27 protein-coding genes are annotated in these 22,853 nt (G+C 45.3%); 23 read left to right on the forward strand and 4 right to left on the reverse strand.

All coding sequences use genetic code 11. The features are described 5' to 3' along the window. Positions 1–79 precede the first annotated feature (79 nt). A complete protein-coding gene (locus tag P402_RS0106310) occupies positions 80–1,435 on the forward strand; it encodes a cryptochrome/photolyase family protein (RefSeq protein ID WP_026827910.1) in 1,356 nt (451 codons plus the stop codon). Between the two features lie 63 nt (positions 1,436–1,498). On the opposite strand, the gene P402_RS0106315 is transcribed toward P402_RS0106310, so the two are convergent. Further along, entirely contained in the window at positions 1,499–2,392 is an 894-nt protein-coding gene (locus tag P402_RS0106315; RefSeq protein ID WP_026827911.1) for a COX15/CtaA family protein, read from the reverse strand. A gap of 324 nt (positions 2,393–2,716) precedes the next feature. Between P402_RS0106315 and cyoE the strand changes: the two genes are divergently transcribed. The 9 genes from cyoE (at position 2,717) to P402_RS0106360 (ending at position 10,010) form a co-directional block, all read left to right on the forward strand. Next, on the forward strand, positions 2,717–3,649 hold the full coding sequence (cyoE, locus tag P402_RS0106320; RefSeq protein WP_012370859.1) for a heme o synthase: 933 nt from the start codon (positions 2,717–2,719) through the stop codon (positions 3,647–3,649). 64 nt (positions 3,650–3,713) lie between these two features. After that, positions 3,714–4,745, forward strand: a complete 1,032-nt coding sequence (gene coxB / locus P402_RS0106325; RefSeq protein WP_012370858.1) for a cytochrome c oxidase subunit II — start codon at positions 3,714–3,716, stop codon at positions 4,743–4,745. A gap of 34 nt (positions 4,746–4,779) precedes the next feature. After that, complete coding sequence (ctaD, locus tag P402_RS0106330) at positions 4,780–6,648, forward strand: cytochrome c oxidase subunit I (RefSeq protein WP_026827913.1); 1,869 nt, start codon at positions 4,780–4,782, stop codon at positions 6,646–6,648. A 1-nt stretch (position 6,649) separates the two neighbouring features. Next, on the forward strand, positions 6,650–7,279 hold the full coding sequence (locus P402_RS0106335) for a cytochrome (ubi)quinol oxidase subunit III (RefSeq protein WP_012370856.1): 630 nt from the start codon (positions 6,650–6,652) through the stop codon (positions 7,277–7,279). A 1-nt stretch (position 7,280) separates the two neighbouring features. Beyond that, entirely contained in the window at positions 7,281–7,610 is a 330-nt protein-coding gene (locus tag P402_RS0106340) for a cytochrome C oxidase subunit IV family protein (RefSeq protein WP_026827914.1), read from the forward strand. 130 nt (positions 7,611–7,740) lie between these two features. After that, positions 7,741–8,646 (forward strand): cytochrome c oxidase assembly factor CtaG, encoded by a 906-nt coding sequence (ctaG, locus tag P402_RS0106345; RefSeq protein ID WP_026827915.1) that lies wholly within the window; start codon positions 7,741–7,743, stop codon positions 8,644–8,646. A gap of 18 nt (positions 8,647–8,664) precedes the next feature. Then, entirely contained in the window at positions 8,665–9,126 is a 462-nt protein-coding gene (locus P402_RS0106350; RefSeq protein WP_026827916.1) for a DUF420 domain-containing protein, read from the forward strand. Between the two features lie 12 nt (positions 9,127–9,138). Continuing rightward, positions 9,139–9,744, forward strand: a complete 606-nt coding sequence (locus P402_RS0106355) for an SCO family protein (RefSeq protein WP_026827917.1) — start codon at positions 9,139–9,141, stop codon at positions 9,742–9,744. An 8-nt stretch (positions 9,745–9,752) separates the two neighbouring features. Continuing rightward, the gene (locus P402_RS0106360) at positions 9,753–10,010 is read left to right on the forward strand and encodes a hypothetical protein (RefSeq protein ID WP_026827918.1); all 258 of its coding nucleotides are present in this window, start codon (positions 9,753–9,755) and stop codon (positions 10,008–10,010) included. A gap of 129 nt (positions 10,011–10,139) precedes the next feature. Here the strand turns inward: P402_RS0106360 and P402_RS0106365 are convergent, their stop codons facing one another. Beyond that, the gene (locus P402_RS0106365) at positions 10,140–10,490 is read right to left on the reverse strand and encodes a YugN family protein (RefSeq protein WP_026827919.1); all 351 of its coding nucleotides are present in this window, start codon (positions 10,488–10,490) and stop codon (positions 10,140–10,142) included. Positions 10,491–10,600: 110 nt separating this feature from the next. Further along, positions 10,601–11,368: an ATP-grasp domain-containing protein gene (locus P402_RS0106370; protein ID WP_235188830.1), complete on the reverse strand. Its 768-nt coding sequence runs from the start codon at positions 11,366–11,368 to the stop codon at positions 10,601–10,603. 101 nt (positions 11,369–11,469) lie between these two features. Between P402_RS0106370 and P402_RS0106375 the strand changes: the two genes are divergently transcribed. From P402_RS0106375 to P402_RS0106395, 5 genes are read left to right on the forward strand one after another with little or no spacing between them, the layout of a single operon-like run. Then, on the forward strand, positions 11,470–11,910 hold the full coding sequence (locus P402_RS0106375) for a YlbF family regulator (RefSeq protein WP_012370848.1): 441 nt from the start codon (positions 11,470–11,472) through the stop codon (positions 11,908–11,910). Positions 11,911–11,935: 25 nt separating this feature from the next. After that, on the forward strand, positions 11,936–12,193 hold the full coding sequence (locus P402_RS0106380; RefSeq protein ID WP_081776616.1) for a YlbG family protein: 258 nt from the start codon (positions 11,936–11,938) through the stop codon (positions 12,191–12,193). A 36-nt stretch (positions 12,194–12,229) separates the two neighbouring features. Then, a complete protein-coding gene (rsmD, locus tag P402_RS0106385) occupies positions 12,230–12,817 on the forward strand; it encodes a 16S rRNA (guanine(966)-N(2))-methyltransferase RsmD (protein WP_268745041.1) in 588 nt (195 codons plus the stop codon). Next, positions 12,814–13,308: a pantetheine-phosphate adenylyltransferase gene (coaD, locus tag P402_RS0106390; protein ID WP_026827923.1), complete on the forward strand. Its 495-nt coding sequence runs from the start codon at positions 12,814–12,816 to the stop codon at positions 13,306–13,308. The genes rsmD and coaD overlap by 4 nt, the downstream gene beginning before the upstream one ends. Continuing rightward, complete coding sequence (locus tag P402_RS0106395; RefSeq protein WP_026827924.1) at positions 13,305–14,303, forward strand: SepM family pheromone-processing serine protease; 999 nt, start codon at positions 13,305–13,307, stop codon at positions 14,301–14,303. Before coaD ends, P402_RS0106395 begins: the two co-directional genes overlap by 4 nt. On the opposite strand, the gene P402_RS0106400 is transcribed toward P402_RS0106395, so the two are convergent. Next, positions 14,276–15,427: a tRNA(Met) cytidine acetate ligase gene (locus P402_RS0106400; protein ID WP_026827925.1), complete on the reverse strand. Its 1,152-nt coding sequence runs from the start codon at positions 15,425–15,427 to the stop codon at positions 14,276–14,278. The two genes, P402_RS0106395 and P402_RS0106400, sit on opposite strands and share 28 nt — an antisense overlap. Positions 15,428–15,597: 170 nt before the next feature. On the opposite strand from P402_RS0106400, the gene P402_RS0106405 reads away from it, so the two are divergent. The 8 genes from P402_RS0106405 to P402_RS0106435 all read left to right on the forward strand — a co-directional run bounded on the left by P402_RS0106405 (position 15,598) and on the right by P402_RS0106435 (position 22,809). After that, positions 15,598–16,107 carry a YceD family protein gene (locus P402_RS0106405; protein ID WP_234944528.1) on the forward strand — a complete coding sequence of 170 codons (510 nt, stop codon included), beginning with the start codon at positions 15,598–15,600 and terminating at the stop codon, positions 16,105–16,107. Positions 16,108–16,154: 47 nt separating this feature from the next. Further along, on the forward strand, positions 16,155–16,328 hold the full coding sequence (gene rpmF, locus P402_RS16835; protein WP_012370841.1) for a 50S ribosomal protein L32: 174 nt from the start codon (positions 16,155–16,157) through the stop codon (positions 16,326–16,328). Between the two features lie 87 nt (positions 16,329–16,415). Continuing rightward, complete coding sequence (locus tag P402_RS0106410) at positions 16,416–17,237, forward strand: ketopantoate reductase family protein (protein ID WP_026827926.1); 822 nt, start codon at positions 16,416–16,418, stop codon at positions 17,235–17,237. Further along, entirely contained in the window at positions 17,234–17,590 is a 357-nt protein-coding gene (locus P402_RS0106415) for a DUF3397 domain-containing protein (RefSeq protein WP_026827927.1), read from the forward strand. Before P402_RS0106410 ends, P402_RS0106415 begins: the two co-directional genes overlap by 4 nt. Positions 17,591–17,615: 25 nt before the next feature. After that, positions 17,616–19,175, forward strand: coding sequence for a bacillithiol biosynthesis cysteine-adding enzyme BshC (gene bshC, locus P402_RS0106420; protein ID WP_026827928.1), 1,560 nt, complete (start codon positions 17,616–17,618; stop codon positions 19,173–19,175). A gap of 160 nt (positions 19,176–19,335) precedes the next feature. Then, positions 19,336–20,274: a 16S rRNA (cytosine(1402)-N(4))-methyltransferase RsmH gene (gene rsmH, locus P402_RS0106425; RefSeq protein ID WP_026827929.1), complete on the forward strand. Its 939-nt coding sequence runs from the start codon at positions 19,336–19,338 to the stop codon at positions 20,272–20,274. A 13-nt stretch (positions 20,275–20,287) separates the two neighbouring features. Next, entirely contained in the window at positions 20,288–20,674 is a 387-nt protein-coding gene (gene ftsL / locus P402_RS0106430; RefSeq protein ID WP_026827930.1) for a cell division protein FtsL, read from the forward strand. After that, positions 20,671–22,809: a penicillin-binding protein gene (locus P402_RS0106435; protein ID WP_026827931.1), complete on the forward strand. Its 2,139-nt coding sequence runs from the start codon at positions 20,671–20,673 to the stop codon at positions 22,807–22,809. The genes ftsL and P402_RS0106435 overlap by 4 nt, the downstream gene beginning before the upstream one ends. The last annotated feature ends 44 nt before the right edge of the window (positions 22,810–22,853 follow it).

The raw sequence follows: 22,853 nt of genomic DNA on the forward strand, positions 1-22,853 counted from the left end.
ACACAGTATGACGAAAACAGGCAAAACGCATGGCGGATTGTCTGTTTTTCGTTCATCGTTATTTTAGGGGGGAACGAATATGAATATCATCTGCTGGATTCGAAGTGATTTTCGGCTCGAGGACAATCGTATGCTGGCACAAGCGGTTGACTATCTAGAAAAGGATGAACAGGCAAACGTCGAGTTCGTTTTTTGGGTGAACCCGGACTATATTGGAGAGTATGACGCGAGGCAACAATATTTCTTCCAGGCACTCGAACATTTCGCAAAAAACTGTAAAACACACGGGATGCCGATCCGATTCATCGAAGGACAGGAAAAAGATTTTCTCGAGGCGACAGATATGGCGGATGTCTTGTTGTTTAACGCTGAATATGTAGAACCGTTTAAGAGTCGTGATGATGGGATCATGAAAAAGCGGGGTGACAAAAAGTCGGAACGTCTGCTTGACCGTCATCTGCTTCATCCACATGCCGTCAAAAAAAATGACGGTTCCTATTATAAAGTGTTCACACCCTATAAAAATGCTTTTTTGAAGAAAGATATCGATAAGCCGTACCCTGTCAATCTGGATCTTCTGAAAGAACGTTATCACACACGACGTCAAAACAATGCATTTATGTTGGATTACTTTAAACAAGCGGCATCGGATGCTGACTTTGGTGTAGGGGAAGAACAGGCGAAGAAACGATTGCAGACATTCATCAAAAATAGTCTGTCTTCTTATGACGAGCAACGGGATCTGCCAGCGGTCGACGGAACAAGTCTGATGTCTCGTTACCTGCGGACCGGTGAAATTGGAATTCGGACAATCTATGAAGCCGTCAATCAGGAGGAAGATTCGAAAGGGAAGCAAACGTATGTGACAGAATTGATTTGGCGGGAGTTTTATTACACGATTTTGATGCATTATCCGGAGTCCAAACGATTACCGGTCAACGAGCAGTATACGAAGATTGAATGGGAAACAGATGAGGCTGGCTTTAAAGCCTGGACAGAAGGGGAAACGGGCTATCCGATTGTCGATGCAGCCATGCGACAGCTCAACACGACGGGGTGGATGCATAACCGTCTGCGCATGATTGTCGCGTCCTTTTTGACAAAGGACTTACTGGTCGATTGGCAAAAAGGGGAGCGGTATTTCCAGCAAAAACTGGTTGATTATGAAGCCGCATCGAATATTGGCGGGTGGCAATGGGCGGCGTCCGTCGGGACGGATGCTGTTCCGTATTTCCGAGTCTTCAATCCGACGACTCAGTCGAAGAAATTTGATAAGGATGGAACCTTTATCCGCCAGTATTTGCCGGAACTCAAGGATTTACCTAAAACGTCGATTCATGAGCCGACGGAACAACAACGACAAGATTACGATTATCCGATGCCGATTGTCGACCACGACATGGCCCGAAAACGAGCGATTGCCCGTTTCAAATAAAACGTGTAAAAAAATAGGGAGGAGGATTAAAATCCTCTCCCTGTTTTTTAGTTGAAAGTCGAATCAGCGTAACCGGGAATCGTCTTTTCGCGTCCGGAACGCATGGTAAGCGAGGTAAGAGATGACTCCGAAATAGCAAGTGATCAAGAACGCGTGCAATAACGGGACGTACGTGGCATGTCCACCAAGAACGATCCAGGCACCGGTTGCGACCTGACAAGAGATGAAGAAGGTTGCGAACAACATACCGGTACGCGAGGTCCGGTGTTTCAGGCGAATCGCCATGTAGTGAACGAACAGCGTATAGAAGAACAACAGACCGGCCAAAATCCGGTGAATCATTTGAACCCACGCTTCGAACGTCATCGTTGGTTGCGAACAGACCGGCCAGCCGACGCATGCATACGTCGCACCGACATGGCGGACGAACGCTCCGGTGTAAACGACAATTAACGTATAGATCAATAAGCCGTACAACAGTTTACGCAAGAACGCTGGGACCGATTCCCTGAATTCTTGACCGGGACGCTCCATAATCAAGATCGTCAAGATAAGTAAGGAAGCAAAAGAAATCAATGAGATTCCGAAATGTAATGCCATGACGAGATCTGACTGTTGCCAGACGACGGCACCTGCACCGACGATTGATTGAATCAACATGAAAATGAAGGCCAGGAAAGCGAAAATCTTGATATCCAGGCGATCTTTGAAAGCGACAAGTGTCCAAAGGCACAAGGCGATGATCAATAAACCGACGACTCCTGTTACTGCGCGGTGACTATACTCAATCATCGTTTCGACACTTGGATTAGTTGGAATCAATTCTCCATGACAGAGCGGCCAATCGGTCCCGCATCCGTTTCCGGAATCTGTTTTCGTGACGGTTCCTCCCATGAGAAGAACAATCATCATCGTGAATGTGACAAATGCTGAAAAAATCGAAAGTTTTCGATTCAAAACGCAGCCACCACCTTTCTAGGGAAATACATGATACTTGAAATACCTAGCAATAGTATCGCATAAAAAATATCGAAACGCTTGCAATCTTTTAGAAGAACGCTATTCTAATATTAGGTAAATATGGTGAACTGTGAGGTTAATCACATAGATTTCACATTTTGTTCATTATGTCGAAAGTATTTTCATACGTCATGACCTTGAATATGTGGTATCTTTTATAGAGAAAAGGACGTTTCGTGGCGTGTCTGTGTTATTTCTGTGAAGAAAATACGTGAATCCTACGTACAGAAAGAACGCAGACGGTTAGAAGGAGGAAACAACATGGCGAAAGTAAACGGGGAGACCCTGGACATCATGATCGAGCAATCGGATCAGCCGACGTTCAAGGACTATGTCACCCTAGCAAAGATGGGAATCGTTCGTGCGAATCTCATCACCGTCTTCGCAGGTTATGTCGTAGCAGCATCATACTTAACGGATGATGTTCTACTGTATTTGTGGCAGACGAAGTTGACATTATTGTGGACGCTTCTCGGAAGTGGACTGGTCATTGCCGGTAGTTGTTACCTCAATAACTATATCGACCGTGACATTGATTACAAGATGGAACGGACGATGGGAAGACCGAGTGTAACCGGTAAGATGGATGGGCAACGGATATTGGCATTAGGACTTGGGATACTGGCTACCGGTACCGTTCTCTTGCTGATCGTTAACCATGTTGCGGCAGTTTTCGGATTGATTGGTTCGTTTGTCTACGTCGTCATCTATACGATGTGGTTAAAGCGGACACACACGATCAATACAGTCGTAGGTGGTATTTCCGGAGCAGTGCCACCGATCATTGGATTTGCGGCAGTCACTCCAACACTTCATATCGATGCATGGATTTTGTTTCTCATCATGTTCGTATGGCAACCGCCTCACTTCCTTGCGCTCGCCATGAGACGGACGGAAGAGTACCGGGCTGCCGGTATTCCAATGTTACCTGTCGTGAATGGTTTTGCAATCACGAAACGACAAATTGTATGGTGGATTGCAGTGTTACTTCCATCATCACTCCTCCTCGCGCACTACGGCATCATTTATATGCTTGTCATGGCTGTGCTTGGCGGATACTGGCTCTACATGGGACTGAAAGGTCTCAAAATCAAGGAAGAACAAGCTGAGATTAAGTGGGCTTCGAAGATGTTTTTCTTCTCGCTCTTTTACTTCACGGCTTGGATCGTGACGGTCGTACTCGTTTCTCTCTAAAACGATTTGACATATTCACGGACACCATTTAAGAAAGAAAAAAATTGGGGAAAAGAAAGTGGGGATGGTTGTGAAAAAATCAGGAAAAATGCTCTTCCGGCTTCTTCCGATCGGTTTGATGGCATTATTGTTATCAGGTTGTGGAATCCCGGAATTGTCCGCACTACAGCCTCGCGGGGAAGGCGCACAAATGCAACTTGAAATCATTAAGCTTAGCTTATGGGTCATGTTGTTTGTCCTTGCGATTGTAGCAGTCATCTATATTTACGTACTTATGAAATTCCGTCGTAAAGCTGGAGACAACACTGTTCCGAAACAAGTGGAAGGAAATCACACACTTGAAATCATTTGGACAGTCATTCCGATTCTCTTGTTAGTCGTTCTTGCCGTACCAACCATCAAAACGACGGTTGAATTAGCAGATGCGAAAGAAGCGAAGAAAAATGAAGTCATCAACGTTACAGCAAACCTGTACTGGTGGGAGTTCGAATACCCAGACAAAGGTGTTTCGACAGGACAAGAACTTGTTATTCCAGTCGGAAAACGCGTTGCTGTCAACTTAACTTCAAAAGACGTCATTCACTCATTCTGGGTACCAGCTCTTTCAGGTAAAACAGATACAAACCCAGGTCTTGATAATGAAATGTGGTTACAAGCACAAGAAGCCGGTACGTACTATGGTAAATGTGCAGAGTTATGTGGACCATCGCATGCTTTGATGGACTTCAAGGTCATCGCGCTTGAGCAAGATGATTACGATGCATGGCTTAAAGACATGAAATCAGCTAAAGAAGCAGAAACAAAACAGTTGGATGCAAAAAACAAAAAGAACTGGACGACAGGCGAGCAAGTTTACGCACAAAACTGTCTCAGCTGTCACGGTGGCGGGAAAGTCGCGCCGAGCTTAACAAACTTTGGTGATCGTCAGCGTATCGCTGGATACCTCGATCATGATAAAGAAAATCTCGAAAAATGGATTCGCAATCCACAAAAAGAAAAACAAGGAACAAAAATGCCTGGTTTCTCTGAAGATAAGATTAGCGATGAAGAGTTAAGCGAACTTGCAGACTACCTATTGGACAAGAAGCTCCAATAATATTTAAGGGGGAATCATAGTGGGGACACATACTATGGGTATGCCGAAGAAAAAAACCGGCATCATGGACTGGCTAACGACAGTCGACCATAAAAAAATCGGGGTTCTCTATATCATCTCTGGATTGTTTTTCCTTCTAGTTGGTGGCGTAGAAGCCTTAATGATTCGTTTTCAATTGATTAAACCGATGAATGATTTCGTCAGCGGTGAATTATTTAACCAGTTGATTACGATGCACGGTACGACCATGATCTTCCTGGCAGCCATGCCGATGTTGATCGGCTATATGAACGCTGCTGTTCCGCTTCAAATCGGAGCACGTGACGTTGCGTTTCCGTTTTTAAACGCACTTGGTTTTTGGTTGTTCTTCTTCGGGGGAGTTTTGTTGAACCTGTCATGGTTCTTCGGCGCAGCTCCGAACGCAGGGTGGACAGCATATGCTCCGCTTTCAACTGTTCCAGAATCTCTCGGTGTTGATTTCTACTCACTCGGATTACAGATTTCTGGTTTCGGTACACTCATGGGGGGGATTAACTTCCTCGTTACGATTTTAAACATGCGTGCACCAGGTATGAAACTGATGCGGATGCCATTGTTCACATGGACAGCATTCGTTGCATCAGCATTGATCGTTTTCGCATTCCCGCCACTTACGGTCGGATTGTTCCTTTTGACGTTTGAACGTCTCTTCGGGGCACATTTCTTCGATCCGGCAGCCGGTGGTAACATCGTCATTTGGGAACACCTTTTCTGGATTTTTGGTCACCCGGAAGTATACATCTTGATTTTACCGGCTTTCGGTATTTTCTCTGAAATCATTCCTACATTTGCCCGTAAACGTCTCTTCGGTTATACGACGATGGTCTTTGCGACAATGTTGATCGGTTTCTTAGGATTCATGGTTTGGGTCCACCATATGTTCACAGTCGGACTTGGTCCGGTTGCGAATGCGATCTTCGCGGTTGCGACAATGGCGATTGCCGTTCCGACCGGGGTTAAGATCTTCAACTGGCTCTTTACGCTATGGGGCGGTAAATTGACGTTCCCAGTTGCGATGTTGTATTCAGTTGCGTTCATTCCATCGTTCCTCGTGGGTGGTATGACAGGGGTCATGCTTTCTGTTGCTCCTGCCGATTATCAGTACCATGACAGCTACTTTGTAGTTGCTCACTTCCACTACGTTATCGTTGGTGGGGTTGTCTTCGGTCTCTTCGCGGGTCTGTACTACTGGTTCCCACTCATGTTCGGGAAACAGCTCAACGAGTTCTGGGGTAAAATTCAATTCTGGTTGTTCTTCATTGGCTTCCACTTGACGTTCTTCCCGCAACACATTCTCGGTCTGACTGGTATGCCACGTCGTGTCTTCACGTACTTGCCAAACCAAGGCTGGGAAACAATGAACTTGCTGTCATCAATCGGAGCGGCCTTCATGGGTGTCTCGACAATCGTTCTTGTTGTCTCGATCGTTGCAGCATTGATGTCAAAAGAATACGTCAAACGTGACGTATGGGGTGACGGTCGTACACTCGAGTGGACACTTCCTGTTCCAACTCCAGAGTACAACTTTGCACAAATTCCACTTGTTAAAGGTCTTGACACATACTGGCTCGAAAAAATGGCTGGAAACAAAACCGTTTCTGTTTCGGAAGAAGTCGGCGATATCCACATGCCGAACAACTCGATCCTGCCATTCGTCATGTCCGTTGGTCTATTCCTTGCCGGTCTTGGATTCATTCTTCGCCTCGACTACGGTACAGTAGGTCTGATTATCGCCTTGATCGGTCTTGCGATGACACTCTTCGCAATGTTCCTCCGTTCTTGGATTGACGATGAAGGATACTACATCCCGAAAGCGGAAATCGAAAAAGATCTACGCCTTGAAGCTGAAAAGGAGGCGAAGTAAGATGGGACATCATTCAGTACCAAACAACCCGATCACGGGTATTCCGGATCATGTTGAAAAAGCAACACTTGAGGGTAAGAATAAATATGTAGCCTTCTGGTTCTTCCTTGGAGGAGAGACGACATTGTTCGCTTCGCTCTTCGGGACGTACATCGGGTTACACAACTCGGGTGCGAAAGAAGGATTACGCAGTTACGATATTTTTGAAATGGGTCTTGTCTTCATCATGACGATGCTCCTTCTCACAAGTTCACTGACAAGTGTTCTTGCGATGATGGCGATGAAACGTAATGATGTGAAGAAGATGAAAATGTGGTTAATCATCACGCTCGCACTTGGTTTAGGGTTCCTCAGCGGTGAGATTTATGAGTTCAATCATTATTACCACATCGGTCATACGTTTACTTCAAGTGCTTTTGGATCTGCCTTCTACACGTTGGTTGGATTCCACGGAGCACACGTCTTGTTCGGTCTCCTCTGGATTTCTACATTATTGATTCGGAACTGGAACCGCGGGATTACGGTCGTTAACGCACCGAAGTATTATGTTTCAAGTCTTTACTGGCACTTCATTGACGTCGTCTGGGTCTTTATCTTCTCAGTCGTCTACCTCATGGGGATGGTGAAATAAGATGGAAAAACACGAACCGCAATTAACACGAAATCAAGTTGAACTCGAGATGAAAGCAGATCGCAGCCGCGAGATGCAGTTGCAACTCACAAGTTTCGCTTTGATGATTTTTCTCACACTGATTGCTTTTGGTGCGGTCATGGCAGAACTCATGCCACACTGGGCAGCGGGTGGATTCCTGATCATCATGGCAATCGTTCAAGTCTACTTGCAGCTCTATATGTTCATGCATATGAACAATAAAGGCAACACGTGGATCAAAGTCATGATGGCACTCGGCGTCTTCGTCGCTTTGACGATCGTCGCGACACTCCGTCTTTTGATCTGGTAATAAATTGTGACCATTCTGCTAACGTTTAGCAGGATGGTCTTTTATTTTGGAATCGTTTTATGAGAAACCTTTACAATGAAATAGGGGAACGGTAATCTTAATCTGTAGGAAAAAGGAACGGGGTGAAAACATGTTAGGCAACTTAAGGGGATCTTTATCACAATTCGACTGGACGGTTTTATGGAGTCCATATTATGCATTACTTTTGATTGGTATATATGTTTTATACGCTGTCTTGACGGAAAAAATCCGTCGACCCGATGAAGCAGAGACGACGCTAGGGCAAAAATTTTCGATGCTTGCGGCATTATTCGTCTATTACATCGGTTTTGGCAGTCCGCTTGACGTACTCGCGCATATCACATTCTCTGCCCATATGCTGCAGATGGTATTTGTGTATATGGTGGCGCCGCCGCTCTTGATGATTGCGATTCCAGGGTGGGTGTTCAAACGGTTGTTTGAGGTGCCGTATCTCGGACGGACATTACGATTTTTCGTTTTGCCATTGATTGCACTGATTTTGTTTAATTCATTGTTCACGTTTTACCACATGCCATTCATCTTTGATTATGTATTGACGAATTATACGGTGCACCGGATTTTCCACGGAACATTGATTTTCCTCAGCATGACGATGTGGTACCCGATCATTGCACCCGTCAACGAAGAAGACAGCTTGTCGGACTTGAAGAAGATGGTGTATATCGTAGCGAACGGTGTGTTGTTGACACCGGCGTGTGCGTTCATGATCTTTAGTCAAAGTTTTCAATACGATGCCTATCAGGATCCGGCAACATTCGCGAAAGTATTAGCTTACTGTATGCCGAATAATGATTTGAGTGGGCTAAATATGGAACGCTTATTCGGAACAACAAAAGATTTGCTTGAAGACCAGCGTTTTGGCGGGGTTCTCATGAAACTCGGTCAAGAGTTAGTGTACGGGCTGTTCTTTGGTCTGACGTTCTTTACATGGGTCAGACGTTCTAAAAGTACTGCTGTCGATGAAGGTATGTCCTTCTCGCCAAAAGCGGATTAAATTGGGGGAAGTTGGAACATGAGTTATTTGCCATTGATTTGTGTCTCGTTGATTGTCATCAGTGCGATTTTCGTCGCGATTGGTTGGTTTTTGATTGCGCAGACACGCCGGAATATGAAAGCACACCAATTCGTGATGACAATTGCTGCTGCGTTAGCGTTACTATTTTTCATCATGTACGCGTTACGAACGATTTTGTTAGGGAATACTGCATTTGGAGGACCGGATACGGTCAAACCGTATTACACAGGATTTTTGATTTTCCATATCCTGCTCGCAACATCAGGTGGTGTCCTTGGACTAATGGCTCTTTTCTTTGCTTATAAGAAAAACTTTGCGAAACATCGTAAAATCGGTCCGAAAGCATCGGTCATTTGGTTTTTAACGGCGATTACAGGTGTTATCGTCTACTGTCTTTTATACGTGGTCTACGAGCCAGGAGAGACAACAAATGTGTTCCGGGCAATCTGGAACCATTAAGGAGGTCTTGATTTGAAGAAAAACAGTTATTTGACTGTCGCCGCAGTCGTATTGATCTTAGTGGCTGCAGCAGGCGGGTATTATTATTTCTTCATGAAAGAAAAATTACCTGTCATTGCGGAACCGACTCCGTTTGAATTGACGAATGCAGTCGATGGAAAGCAGTTTAGTTCGGAAGATGGAAAAGTCAAAGTCTTGACGTTTTTCTACTCGAACTGTCCGGACATCTGTCCGCTGACGTTAAACGATTACCGCAAATTAGAAAAACAGTTACGTTCTGAAGAATTGTACGGAACAGATGTTGAACTTGTCGCGGTTACGGTCGATCCGAAAGTGGATACACAAAAAGTCTTGAAAAAATATGCGTCCAACTTCGAAGCGAATGCAGAAGGCTGGAAAGTCTTGACGGGAGACGATGTCGTCATCGATCGTCTGACACGCCAATTGAATTTCTATTATTCAAAAGCAGAAAGCGGCTTGGTGACACACGGCACGCAGATGTTCATCCTCGATCGGGACAATAAAGTCCGGGCGATTTCTTCGATGGCAAAAACGACAGACGAACCGGTGGACTTAGAGGAAGTAATGACATCGGTCAAACAACTTGCGAAGGAGTGAATACCGTGATGGAACAGCAGTATGAAGTAACAGGCGAAGTGACGGTCTCCGTTCAAGCGATTGAAGAACTTTTACTCTGTACAGTCCTTGATTTCGGCGCAACTGTAGCACGAATCAAACGATTATCCGGAGACTCGATTTCATTCAGCTTGAAAGTCGAAGTGGACGTCAAACGACTTCCCGGTCTATATCACTACTTGCGTGAACAAGTAAACATCCAATTAGGAGAAGATGTATTGGATTACTTACAGTTGATTGCTAAATAAAAAAATGGTCTTCTCTTAATTGAGAGGACCATTTTTTGTTTTGTTCATCTTATGCGACACACTGAGAACAGGCAATGGTAAATAAAAAAATCAAAATCCACGCGAAGTGAATTTTGATTTGGAGATAACTTATTTTTCAAGTGTTTCAAGTAATGCAGTCAGGCGACGTTCGCAGTCTTTGACGATTTCAGGAGGGAACTCCTCATCGTATTCGACGCCGTGCGGATAATAGTGTTTTCCGAGTAACGGTGTCAACATCCGAACGACGGCTTGACGGTCTTCGATCTCACCTTGGATGGCATAGACCGGAACACGGAGATAGAATACCTCTCCCGTTGATTGTTTTTCGTACTTCATGTCATACATGGCACGCTCATAATCCCACTGTCCTTCGCGGACAAAACGATGATGATCCATGATGGTTTCGAGTAACCCGAATTTAATTTCTTTGCCTTCGATTCCGAACTGTTCAAACTTCATGTGTGAATCCCCCTATACCCCAGTTTGCTAGTGTACACTAGTCTTTCCAAGCTATCATACCATAATGAAACAATCGATAAAGAAAAAGTTGTGAAGTCAATTTGAAGAATTCATGAACTTCCGTATTTTCGTTCGACGTATTCAAGAATCGTATCTGGCGCATGGATGCCGAGATGATTTAATCCTTCTCCACCAAAGAAAACGTTAAACTCAAGAACATAGATATGATCATCTCGGAAAATGAGGTCGAATCCGGCATGATCGATATCAAGTTGCTTAGCGAGAGACAGAACAAAATCAAGTGCCTCTTGTGGAATGTTCTCGAAATCAAGGACACCGCCTTGAGCAACATTGTTTAGAAATTGAGCGCCTCCAACACGCCAGTAAGCCGCAAGAACTTTGTCGCCGATGACGACGACCCGAAGATCCTTCTCATTCGGGATGTATTCCTGAACATAAAACGTCTCATGCAGCGCGACATATTTGTCCCAATCGGCTTGATCTTTAATCAGATGGACGCCTTGTCCCATCGAACTCCGGACGGTCTTGGCAACAAACGGAAAACTGAACTCATCCAGCACACGGGAAATCGTGAATTCATTTTTTCCGTAAATTCCTGTCCGCGGAATATTCTCAGGTATGACGGTCTGGAAGATACGGGTCATTTCAATCTTATCGTGTCCGAGATGGAACGTGGCCGCCGAAGGGAAGATTGGTTTCTTCATCCCGTAGATGATGGAATGGATCTGCCAATATTCCGGGAACAAAATCACGTCAGCTTGAGCGATTTTGCCGAGTGAATCAAAGTGATAATCGGACTTCGCATGTTCGGTTTTAATCCCGATCGTGCGGAACATGTTAAATGATAAAAATTGCATACAATTCATTCCTTCCTTCTGAACAAATTATACACAATTCAGCGTGCTAGGAGCGAGATAAATGTTATGATATGATGGTTAAGTTAAGGAGGAGATTCGTTGTGATTTATTCAGATAAAACGATAGACCTCATCAACGCAGCGGAAGACCTTGCATACTCTCTCTCGCAAAGCGAAACAGGTCAAGCATATAGATTAGCAAAACAGGCACGTGCCAACTCAAGACAAGCACAGGACGTCATTCGTGACTTTAACCGGATTAAAGAAGAATACGAATTGGTGCAACGGTTTGGCCGGTATCATCCGGATTATCAAACCATCACAAAAAAAGTGCATGAAATTAAACGTGCACTGGATTTACAAGAAGAAGTCGCGCAGTTTAAAAAAGCTGAAAAGCAACTGGAAACGCTTCTCGGACAAGTCAGTCTCGTCCTAGCAGGACAAGTCTCTCCTCAAATTAAAGTACCGACCGGAAATCCATTTTTCGATCAAGGATGTGCAGGAGGATGTTCGACTGGAGGAAGCTGCAGCTGTAGCGGTTAAGAACGACACGAGGGAGGAACGGTGTGTGATTAAGGATCGAATCGGACTTATCGTCTATGTCAATGCGTTGAAAGCATCACGTCAATTGCGTCGGTTCGGAAATGTCTATTTCACTTCAAAGCGGGAACGATACGTCTTTTTATACGTTGATTTGGAACGACATGAACAGATGGTTGAGCGGATTACAGAATTACCGTTTGTCGAGAGCGTCATTCGATCAGAACGACCGTTCATCAGTGAAACGTATGCGAATAAAAAAGGTAAGATACAAGAAGAAGTCTAACAGGTAGAGCGATGAGGACATCCTCGTCGCTCCTTTTTGAAAGGAAGGAACAGGATGCGAGTCATATCGGGGGAACGAAAAGGCATGCGAATCAAAGCTGTACCGGGAGATCAGACACGACCGACGACAGATAAGGTCAAGGAGTCCTTGTTTAATGTCATCGGACCGTATTTTGACGGAGGAAAGGCACTTGATCTATTTGCAGGGAGTGGTGGGCTTGGAATCGAAGCATTATCACGAGGCTGTGATGAAGCTGTTTTTGTCGATCAACACTTTAAAGCGATTCAAACGATTAAAGAAAATCTAGAGACGACACGTTTTACGGATCGAAGCCGTATCTTGAAGAAAGATGTGAACGTTGCGTTATCGGAACTTGCGGCTGAATCACCGTTTAAACTGATTTTCCTTGATCCGCCGTATGCGAAGGAGCAACTTGCCGATCAAGTGGCATACATAGACCAACATGACATGCTGACAGACAATGGTGTCATTATTTGCGAACATGGATCAGAGACGGAGTTACCAGATGAAATTGGACGTTTACAGGTCATCAAACGCCTGCGGTACTCTACGGTCATCTCGATTACATTGTATGAATTTACAGAACTGGAGGAACAAGCATGAAACGAATCGCCATCTGTCCGGGAAGTTTTGACCCCATCACGAACGGACATCTTGATATCATTGAACGGGCAGCACCTATTTTCGACGAAATCATCGTTGCGGTACTGAACAATTCCTCGAAGCAACCGCTGTTTTCAGTTCGTGAACGAATGGATCTGATTTCAGAAGTGACGGAACATTTACCGCATATTAAAGTCGACTCCTTTAACGGGTTACTTGTCGATTATGCCTCGGAGGTCGGGGCGGGTGTCATCGTCCGTGGATTACGTGCTGTATCGGATTTCGAATATGAGATGCAAGTCGCCTCAATCAATAAAAAAATGAATGATCAAATTGAGACTTTATTTATGATGACAAATAACCAGTATTCGTTTTTGAGTTCATCGATTGTCAAAGAAGCGGCAAAATACGGAGCATCAGTTGCTGGACTTGTTCCTCCTGCTGTTGAAGAAGCATTACGTCATAAATATAGCAAGGGAGAATTGAGATGAAAGCTTGGAAACCGGCATTAGCCGCTGTACTTGCAGCGATGATTGCTTTTTTTGTTCCGCTTCCGTATTTCATCTCTTATCCGGGGGATGCGACATCGACAGAACAATTGATTGATGTTAAAGGGGCGACGAAAGAACCAGGGGATTTGATGATGCTGACGATTGCCCAGCGCCGGGCGACTCCTTATTTTCTTGTAGAGAGTCTATTTTTACCGTTTGCGGACCGTTCGAGTGTCAGTGACTATTTGTATGACGGTGAGTCGGATACGCAGTACGAGAAGCGTCAGAAGCTTTACATGGAAGAAGCACAGTATAATGCGACGATTGAAGGGTATGAACTCGCAGGGGAAAAGGCGACCGTCGATTTCAAGGGGATCTATGTATCGGGCATCATTCCCGACGGTCCGGCAGACGGGAAATTAAAAGCGGGGGATCAAATCACGACCATCGGTGACAAGGCAATTACTTCATTAAGCGGATTCATGAAAACGATCAGTAGCAAAAAAGCAGGGACGGAAGTAAAGTTGACGTTCCTGCGAAATAAAAAACAACGACAGACGACCATCACCGTCAGTCAGCTGACAAACGAGTCAGAGCGAGTGGGACTGGGGATTTATGAGCCTCTTCCGATGTCTTCCGTAAAAACGGAGCCGAAAGTTGATTTTAATGTCAAGGATGTCGGCGGACCGTCAGCTGGAATGATGTTTACGCTCGAGATTTACGATCAACTGACGAAAGGTGATTTAGCAAAAGGGTATAAAATTGCCGGAACAGGTACCATTGAAGAAGGTGGAAAAGTCGGTCCGATTGGCGGTGCCTGGCAAAAAGTCGTAGCGGCAGACGAAGCCGATGCAGAAATCATGTTTGTCCCGGCCGGTGAAAATTATAAAGAAGCCAAGCCATCCATCAAAAAAATCGAGACGAATATGAAACTCGTCCCGATTAAGACAGTGGAAGATGCACTGGATTATTTAGAAGCGTTGCCAGAAAAATGAGCAAAGCGACGATGTTCTTCGAGTATGTCGTAACGAGCCAAGGGCACAGCATATGCTGCTGTGACTTGGCTTTCTTTGATGAGCCAAGGATGTTTCTCGAATGTCGAGATGACCGGGATACGCTGTTTGATTTCGCGTAAGGCCATGCGTCCTTTATCATTGAATGCTAACGGACGGATGTAATCAATCCGGTCAAATGCAACATCATCCATTTCGTTTGCCATAGTTGAAGTCAATAAGTAAATCAGTACGCGCTGCAGGCTGGTACGGGTATAACGACGCGTTTTTACAGCAGTCATGAAGTCATCGAACGTCTCATTTCTGCGTGCTCCTTCAATCAATCGCGGAGCCAAAGAGGAATCAATACCATTAAATTGCGTCAAATCATCGAGACTGGTTGTCAGAAGACGATGGCGGATAAAAGGATAGTAGGACTCAAATGAAGCGAAGACCGCGTTCTGCAGCGTCTCAGCGGTCAGTTTTGGCAAACCGATTAACGAGTGATGGTTGGCGTAGTAGGCGCGGATTGCCGTGGCACTCATGATGTCACCAGTTGAAAGGTCATGATAGCCGCTTCCGATTCGTTTGGTCGTGTGTAAGGTGATCGTAGAGGCAGCCCGCGCGTAATAGTACCCTAGGGTATTATTCGGTGTCGTCAAATCCAGTATCGTGGTCATTTCCCGAAAAGCTTGGCTAGCAGCTGTTGCAGAAGACAGTCCGCGCGCTAATCCTTGTTGGACCATTTCTTGATAACGCGGACTCGCTTCATGATTTTCAGCAGCGGCGTGGATGAAAGGGGCTAACTGACCACATTCGCTCCCGAACGATAAACTCTCGGCCCCGATGGTCTCAGCGATCGTCACCCCGCCGAGGGCGAATCGGTCAGCCCGTTGGACGGCAAAATAAAATGGAAGTTCGAGAACGAGGTCGATTTCACCACTTGCGACAGCTGCCTGTGCGCGCGTCCATTTATCCGTAAAGGCCGGTTCACCGCGTTGTGTGAACGTCCCGCTCATGATCGCAACGATCAAATCAGCATCGGTTTCCTGACGTGCGACTTTCGCTTGATAAAGGTGTCCGTTGTGAAACGGATTGTACTCAGAAATAATTGCAGTCATTCTCATGAAACTTTCTCCTTTGCAAACCGAATTAAGTGCGGTAATATGGATGAAGACGTCCAAAAGTGTTCGTTCTCTAGCGATTTCAGTGTAAAGAAAAAACATTGACAAAACAAGATGTCCTCTCTATAATTCATATTGTTGCAATTGAGGTGATTCGGATGAAATGGTCCCTGATGCAATTGAATAAATTGCGCAATCTGGGTCAACTTCAGGTTAACGAGACGATTGAGCTTCCTGAGCTTATCGCCCTCCATCCGGATATCCGGGCGGTGCAACCTGTGCACGTTCGTGCAAATGCATCGTTTACATCGAATCAATTAATATTCAATCTCCGGATTACAGGTGAAATGACGCTTCCGGATGCCCGGACGCTGAGTGACGTCGCGTACCCGTTCGAGATTGAATCCATCGAGTCGTTCCTGCTCGAGGTTGATGCTGTTCCGAGTGATTCGGATGACATCAACTTACCGAACGGGAATACGGTTGATCTTCAACCACTCGTGCAAGAATTGATTTTACTTCATGTGCCAGTGCAAGTGCATGGGGATGATGAAGAAAATCAGTTGGTTCAAGGGGAAGGCTGGACGGTTCTCTCTGAAGAAGCGCCAGAAGAAGCTGAACCAAAAATTGATCCGCGACTTGCGGGTCTCGCTCAGTTCTTTAAAAAAGATCAGGATTCCTAATCTTTTCATAAAAAGACGAGTGTATTTTTTCAAGGAGGTGGACAACGATGGCAGTACCATTCCGCAGAACGTCGAAAACACGCAAACGTCTTCGCCGTACTCATTTCAAACTCCGTGTACCAGGTATGGTCGAGTGCCCAAACTGTGGTGAAATGAAACTTTCACACCGCGTTTGTAAAGCATGTGGCTCGTACAAAGGTAAAGAAATCGTCAGCAAGTAAGCTGAATGATCGGTATAAAAGCGACCCTAGAATCGAGCAATCGGTTTGACAGGTCGCTTTTTTTGATGACAGAAGGAGCGTGAGCAGATGAGTAACATAGGAATCATCGGTGCGGGATCGATTGGATTGTTAATCGCGTCCTACCTTGCAGAACAACACCATGTGACACTCTATACGAGACAAACGACAGGACATGACATCACGATCCTCCGGGATGATCAAGTCAGCCGACCGGTAGAGGTACGGCCGCTTGATCAATTCGAGTCGCAAGACTTGGTGTTCGTGACGACAAAGTCGTATGATATAAAAAGTGTGATGCCTTACCTGACGTCCGCGGAGATGCCGGTCATGTTCTTACAGAACGGAATGGGGCATGTGAAAGAAACAGAGCGGGTACAGTATGCTTTGTTCGGGATCGTTGAACACGGTGCCATGAGAACGGGACAATACGCGGTGCGACACACCGGGATGGGACGCATCCGCTACGGACGAGTACCTGTTCCGATGCTTGAAGCGACACCGTTACAGTTTGAGTATGTTCCGAACATCGAGCAGGTCATGTTAACGAAATTATTCATGAATGCGGTCATTAATCCTTTGACTGCCTATTACGGGATACCGAATGGTCAATTATTAGATTCACCCTATGCTGAAAAGGCACATGGTATTTTTGAAGAGTTGCGAAACGTCTTTCCAGAGCATCCGATCAGCTACGAAGAAATCGAACAGGTCATCAGACGGACGGCATTAAATCGTTCGTCGATGCTTCAAGATCTAGAGCGGGGAAGGCAGACAGAAATTGAACCGATTGTCGGTTTCGTCCTGGAACACGCGGTTAATCCGACGCCCTTACTGACTTTTTATTTTCATCAGATTAAATCTCAGGAAAAAAGAGGGGATTCGATGTGACATGGTTTATTATTTTTCCGATCTTCAGCTTGGTTAGTCTATATATCATTTTTTTGGCTGTCTTTCGCCAACATGGAAAAGCAGTTCGTTTTGCACTTGATTTAGGTACATTCATCGTCTTGTATGGGATCCACGTCGCGTTGATTGCACTGACAGGTCAAAATTACTTAGGATGGTTGCTGATTGCCGTACTGTTGATTTTTGCGGTCAATGCACTATGGCAACGCATCAAAAAAGTGGACGTGGATTATATACAAATGATACGACACAGTTGGCGGATTACGATCTTGATTGCTCTTCCAGTTCAGTTGATGCTGTTTGGAATCGGAATTCAACAACTGTTCATTCATTGATTTTGTCAGAAAGAAGGGATTTTGTTTGAAGGTACAATCATTTCATGCCTTGTACGACGAAGATTCATTGATGCATAAAGCCTCTCGCCAGGAATTTTCGAAATACGTTGATCATATTGGAACAGAAGGAATGCAGGCAAGGAGCAATCTTTTACAAGAACGGCAATACCCGCATCTTAACTTGCTTGTCGACGAACTGATGCGGCAAAATCCTCGGTTGAACGACAACTTGAAGAACCGTCTCGAACTGTTGCGGACAGGTGAGGCACAAGTCGTGATTACCGGTCAACAAACCGGAATCTTTGGCGGTCCGATGTATGCCGTTTATAAATTGTTGACCTGTCTAAAGGTTGCCCGCCAAACGGAAGAACTGATCGGTCGTCCGGTTCTCCCGATATTTTGGCTCGCAACCGAAGACCATGATTTTGATGAAATCAATCATCTGATCGTCCCGACACATGATTTCCGGACGCGGAAGCTGGCAGTCCAGGCGCCGGACTCGATTTCGCGCTCTGTCAGCCGCTTGGCCTTTGATCAGGCGGCCGTCCAGGACATCGTACGTCAGGCATTATGTACCGAACGAGAGACGCCCTATACAAAAGAGTTATTGGCATTGTCGGACCGGTTAATCGAATCCAGTACGACATACGGAGACTTTTTCGCTTCTTTCTTAGGAGAACTTGTCGATCACGATATCATCTTCTTTGATGCAGATACGGAAACAGTCCGTCAACTTGAAATCCCGTTTTTCGAACGATTGATTCAAGACAATGCAGAAATCCGCCAAGCCTTATCGAGAGGTATCCAACAAACAACCGAATTACCGGATACATTTCTGAATGAAGAAGCGGCCCACCTCTTTGTTGAGGATATCGGACGCGATTTATTATACCCGGGTCAAGATTTTGTGACGAAACAAGGTAAGACCTATACCGAACTGGAACTGTTGGCATTGCTGTATGCGAGTCCGGAACGTTTTTCAAACAGCGTCGTCACACGTCCTTTGATGCAAGATTACTTATTCCCGACACTCGCTTATATCGGAGGACCGGGAGAGATTGCGTATTGGACGAGGCTCCGTCCGTTGTTCCATCACTTTGATTGGACGATGCCGCTGCTGATTCCACGGATGGGAGCCGTCATGTTGCAGGCGAAAGACGAGAAGGGACTTCGGCGTCATGGTCTGAGTCTTGAACAAGCGCTTCAGGCGGGTGTGCCTCTCGCGGCATTTGATGTGACTGCGATCAAACGACAAATGCATGAGTCGACCTTGTTAAGCACGGTCTTGATTGAAGAAGTCACCCGGGTTGAAAAAGAGGTGTTGCAGACGACGGCTGTCGCAACAAAGCTCAACAAACAGCTTCAGCTTGCCTTGGAAACAATCGTCGATCAAAAGCGGCGTCTCCATGAACAAGCGAACCGTTCGGACCGGGCACTTCAGTATCAATTGGCACCCGATCATGCACCGCAAGAACGGATTCATTCGATCTTACCTTGGCTGAACCGATACGGTTTGAATTTAGTTCAGACCTTACGAATGCAATATGAACAAACTGATGCGGAACAATTGAAAATCATGCTATAAACCTGCGAATTCAGCAGGTTTTTTTGTTTTTTTAACGAAAGATACATAAAAGTTCAAAAAATCAAGGAAACTGTCTCATTTTCGTAACGTTTTCAAGAAAGAATATGATACATTGAAAAAGAGTAACGTCCGGTTTGGACAGTGAAAGGTGAGGCAGCACATGTTTGAGCATGAAACAGTATTAAAATGGGAGTCCATTAAAGGACTGAATATCAAACCTGACGGGATTTATGTCGATTGTACGTTAGGTGGAGCAGGACACAGTGAAGAGATCGTCAAACAGTTAACGACAGGACATCTGTACGCGTTTGATCAGGATGATGTCGCACTGGCACATGCAGCAGAACGTCTCGCGGCGTATGAAGGTCGCTTTACTTTAATAAAAAGTAATTTCGTACATTTAAAAGAAGAATTAGCAGAACGATCTGTGACAAAAGTGGACGGGATTTTATTTGATCTCGGTGTATCTTCTCCGCAACTAGACGAAGGCGAACGTGGATTCAGCTACAACTTTGATGCCCGACTCGATATGCGTATGGACCAAACGTCATCGCTATCGGCATATGAAGTCGTCAATGAGTGGCCGTATAACGATCTTGTTCGAATTTTGTTTACATATGGGGAAGAAAAGTTCTCCAAACAGATTGCACGCAAGATTGAGAAGGCACGTGAAATCGCACCGATTGAAACGACGTTTGAACTAGTTGAATTGATCAAAGATGCGATTCCGGCACCGGCCCGCCGCAAAGGGGGGCATCCGGCAAAACGGACGTTCCAAGCGATTCGAATTGCCGTGAATGATGAATTGAACGTTTTCGACCGTGCCGTCTATCAAGCAATTGATTTACTCGCTGTCGGTGGACGCTTATGTGTCATTACTTTCCATTCACTCGAAGACCGCATGTGTAAGCAAGCGTTCAAAGAGAAATCATCTTTACCTGAGCTTCCGCAAGGGTTACCGATGATTCCGAAAGAGTTTGAACCAGAACTGCGCCTGGTGACAAGAAAACCGATTACAGCAGGAGATGATGAACTCGATGACAATCGTCGATCACGGTCTGCTAAGTTACGAATCGTTGAAAAAATGAAGGAAAGTTGAGAGGAGCATTCAAATGGCAGAGCCACTTCGTAAACCGATGCAATCCATGGAACCCGTTCGGCAGCAACCGATGCAAGAACCACGTAAGACGGAAGATATCGCACGTCGTGTCGCGGTTCGTCCGAAATATCGTCTATATCCATTTGAAAAATTTTTGTACAGTGCGATGATTGGTGGAATCGTCCTTTTCGGCAGTATGACGATTAGCGCTCATAATGAAGCGTATAATGTAAGCCGGGATCTCGCGAAGGAAAATCAAGTCACACAAGAGATGAAGAAAGAAAATGAACGTCTTCAACTCGAAGTGACCAACTTAAGCTCTCCAGAACGAATTTACAAGATTGCGAAAGAACAAGGTCTTGATATGCGAAAAGGGAACATCAAGGTGATTCCTAAATGAATCCACTATCTAAATCCCGACGGAGAGTAGCCATTGTCATGTTGATATTTGCTGCTCTCTTTTTGGTGTTCATTTCACGCTTTTTGTACTTATCGACGACGAAGAAATTCCACGGGGAAGACATGCTTGTCTATGCCGAAAAAAAACGTTGGGAGTCCCAGGCCACGCTGTCGGCAGAACGTGGAGAAATCTTTGACCGACTTGGATCGCCGATTGCCATTAACATCCCGTCCTATCATTTGGTCGCCGTTTACCGGTTAGGTGGGGAAAAAGATCCGGATGAGACAGTAGTCGACTTTAAGAAAACAGCAACCGGACTTGCACCGATTTTAGGCATGTCGGTTAAAGAATTGGAAACCTATCTGATTGAAAATAAAAATCGCTCCCAAATCGAATTCGGTAAAAAAGGGAACGATTTGACGGTTGATCAGAAAGAACAGATTGATCGGTTAAAGCTGCCGGGTATTCGATTGATTGAAGAACCGAAGCGCTATTATCCGAATGGGATTTTCCTGTCCGATACGTTAGGATTCGTCCAGAAAATCACAGAAGATAATGGACGGGTCGTCTTAAAAGGACAGATGGGCATCGAAAAACAGTATGATGAGGCCTTACGTGAATCGTTTGGTTCCCGTGTCTTTGAAAAAGATCGCAGTGGCGGAGAATTGGTTCAAGGTACTTCAAAAATCTCGAATGAGCCGAAAGACGGATCGAACCTCTATCTGACAATCGATCACCGGATCCAGCAAGCACTTGAGAAACAGATGCAGAAGATGTACAACGAGTACAAACCTAAAAATGCGACAGGAATCGTCATGGATGCCAAGACAGGCGAAATTTTGGCGATGACGGATCGCCCGTCGTTTAACCCGAATTTGCGTGATATGACGGATTTTACGAACTTTGCTGTGTCCTCACGGTTTGAACCCGGGTCGACGATGAAGATTTTTACGCTGGCTGCTGCAATCGATGCAGGTGTCTTCCGTCCGAACGAACCCTACAAATCAGGGAGTTATAATTATAAGGGAACCGTCATCAAAGACTACAATGATGTCGGTTGGGGAACGATTCCGATGATTGAAGGGGTCTACCATTCCTCCAATGTCATGTTCTCGATCCTGACAGCTGAAAAGCTTGGGATCGAACGGTATAAAGACTATTTCAAGAAGTTTCATTTTGATCAAAAAACGGGTATAGACATCTCGGGCGAAGTAAACAGCCAATCTGATTTATCAAAACCGTTGAATACGTTGATTACATCATGGGGACAATCGACGGCGGTGACGCCGATGCAGATTCTCCAAGGGGCGACAGCAATTGCCGGAAACGGTGAAATGGTCAAACCGCACATTATCCAAAAAGCGGATCATACGGATAAAGCGCCGTATAAAGCAAAAACGGAAGTGGTCGGAAAACCGATTTCTGCGGAAGCGGCAAAAGCGACCCGTGAAGCACTAGATGGTGTCGTTAACAGTAAAATCGGAACCGGACAGATGTATAAGCTGAAAGATTACCGCGTCATCGGAAAAACAGGGACGGCGCAGATTTCAGAGAATGGGAAATACATTCAAGGGCAGTTCATTCATTCCTTTATTGGAATGGCACCGAAAGATGATCCGGAATTGATCATGTATATCGCTGTGGACCGACCATCGAAAAATGAATCATCGGTTTCCGGACCAAGTATCATGAGTCCGGTCTTCAAAAGTGTCATGAATACCGCTTTGCAATATCGAAGCATTAAACCTGCGACTCAAAAAGAGTCGGTGGATGTCAAGGCTAAAATCATTCCAAGCTACATCGGGAAAAGTATGAATCAGGCAGAAACAATGGCGAAGGAACAAGGTGCTGTGCCGGTCGTTTTGGGGGACGGGGTTGAAGTCGTCTCACAAATACCGACGCGTGGACAAGAATTCGTCAGCGGGGAACGTGTCCTCTTTAAAACAGGACGGACGTTTAAGATGCCTGACATCACCGGTTGGTCACAACGGGATGTGAAAAAGCTCGTCAGTCTCTACGATTTAAAGTTAGACGTGATTGGTAAAGGTTTTGTAACCAAACAATCGGCACGAACTGGTACACTAGTGAAAGAAAATGGAAAGCTGACGGTGGAACTCGCTGAACCAAAAGAGTAAGAAACAGCGGTCTCCTGATTTCTGCAGTGAAACGAGGACGAACC

It is taken from the genome of Exiguobacterium sibiricum 7-3 (assembly GCF_000620865.1).
Lineage (GTDB): Bacteria > Bacillota > Bacilli > Exiguobacteriales > Exiguobacteriaceae > Exiguobacterium_A > Exiguobacterium_A sibiricum_A.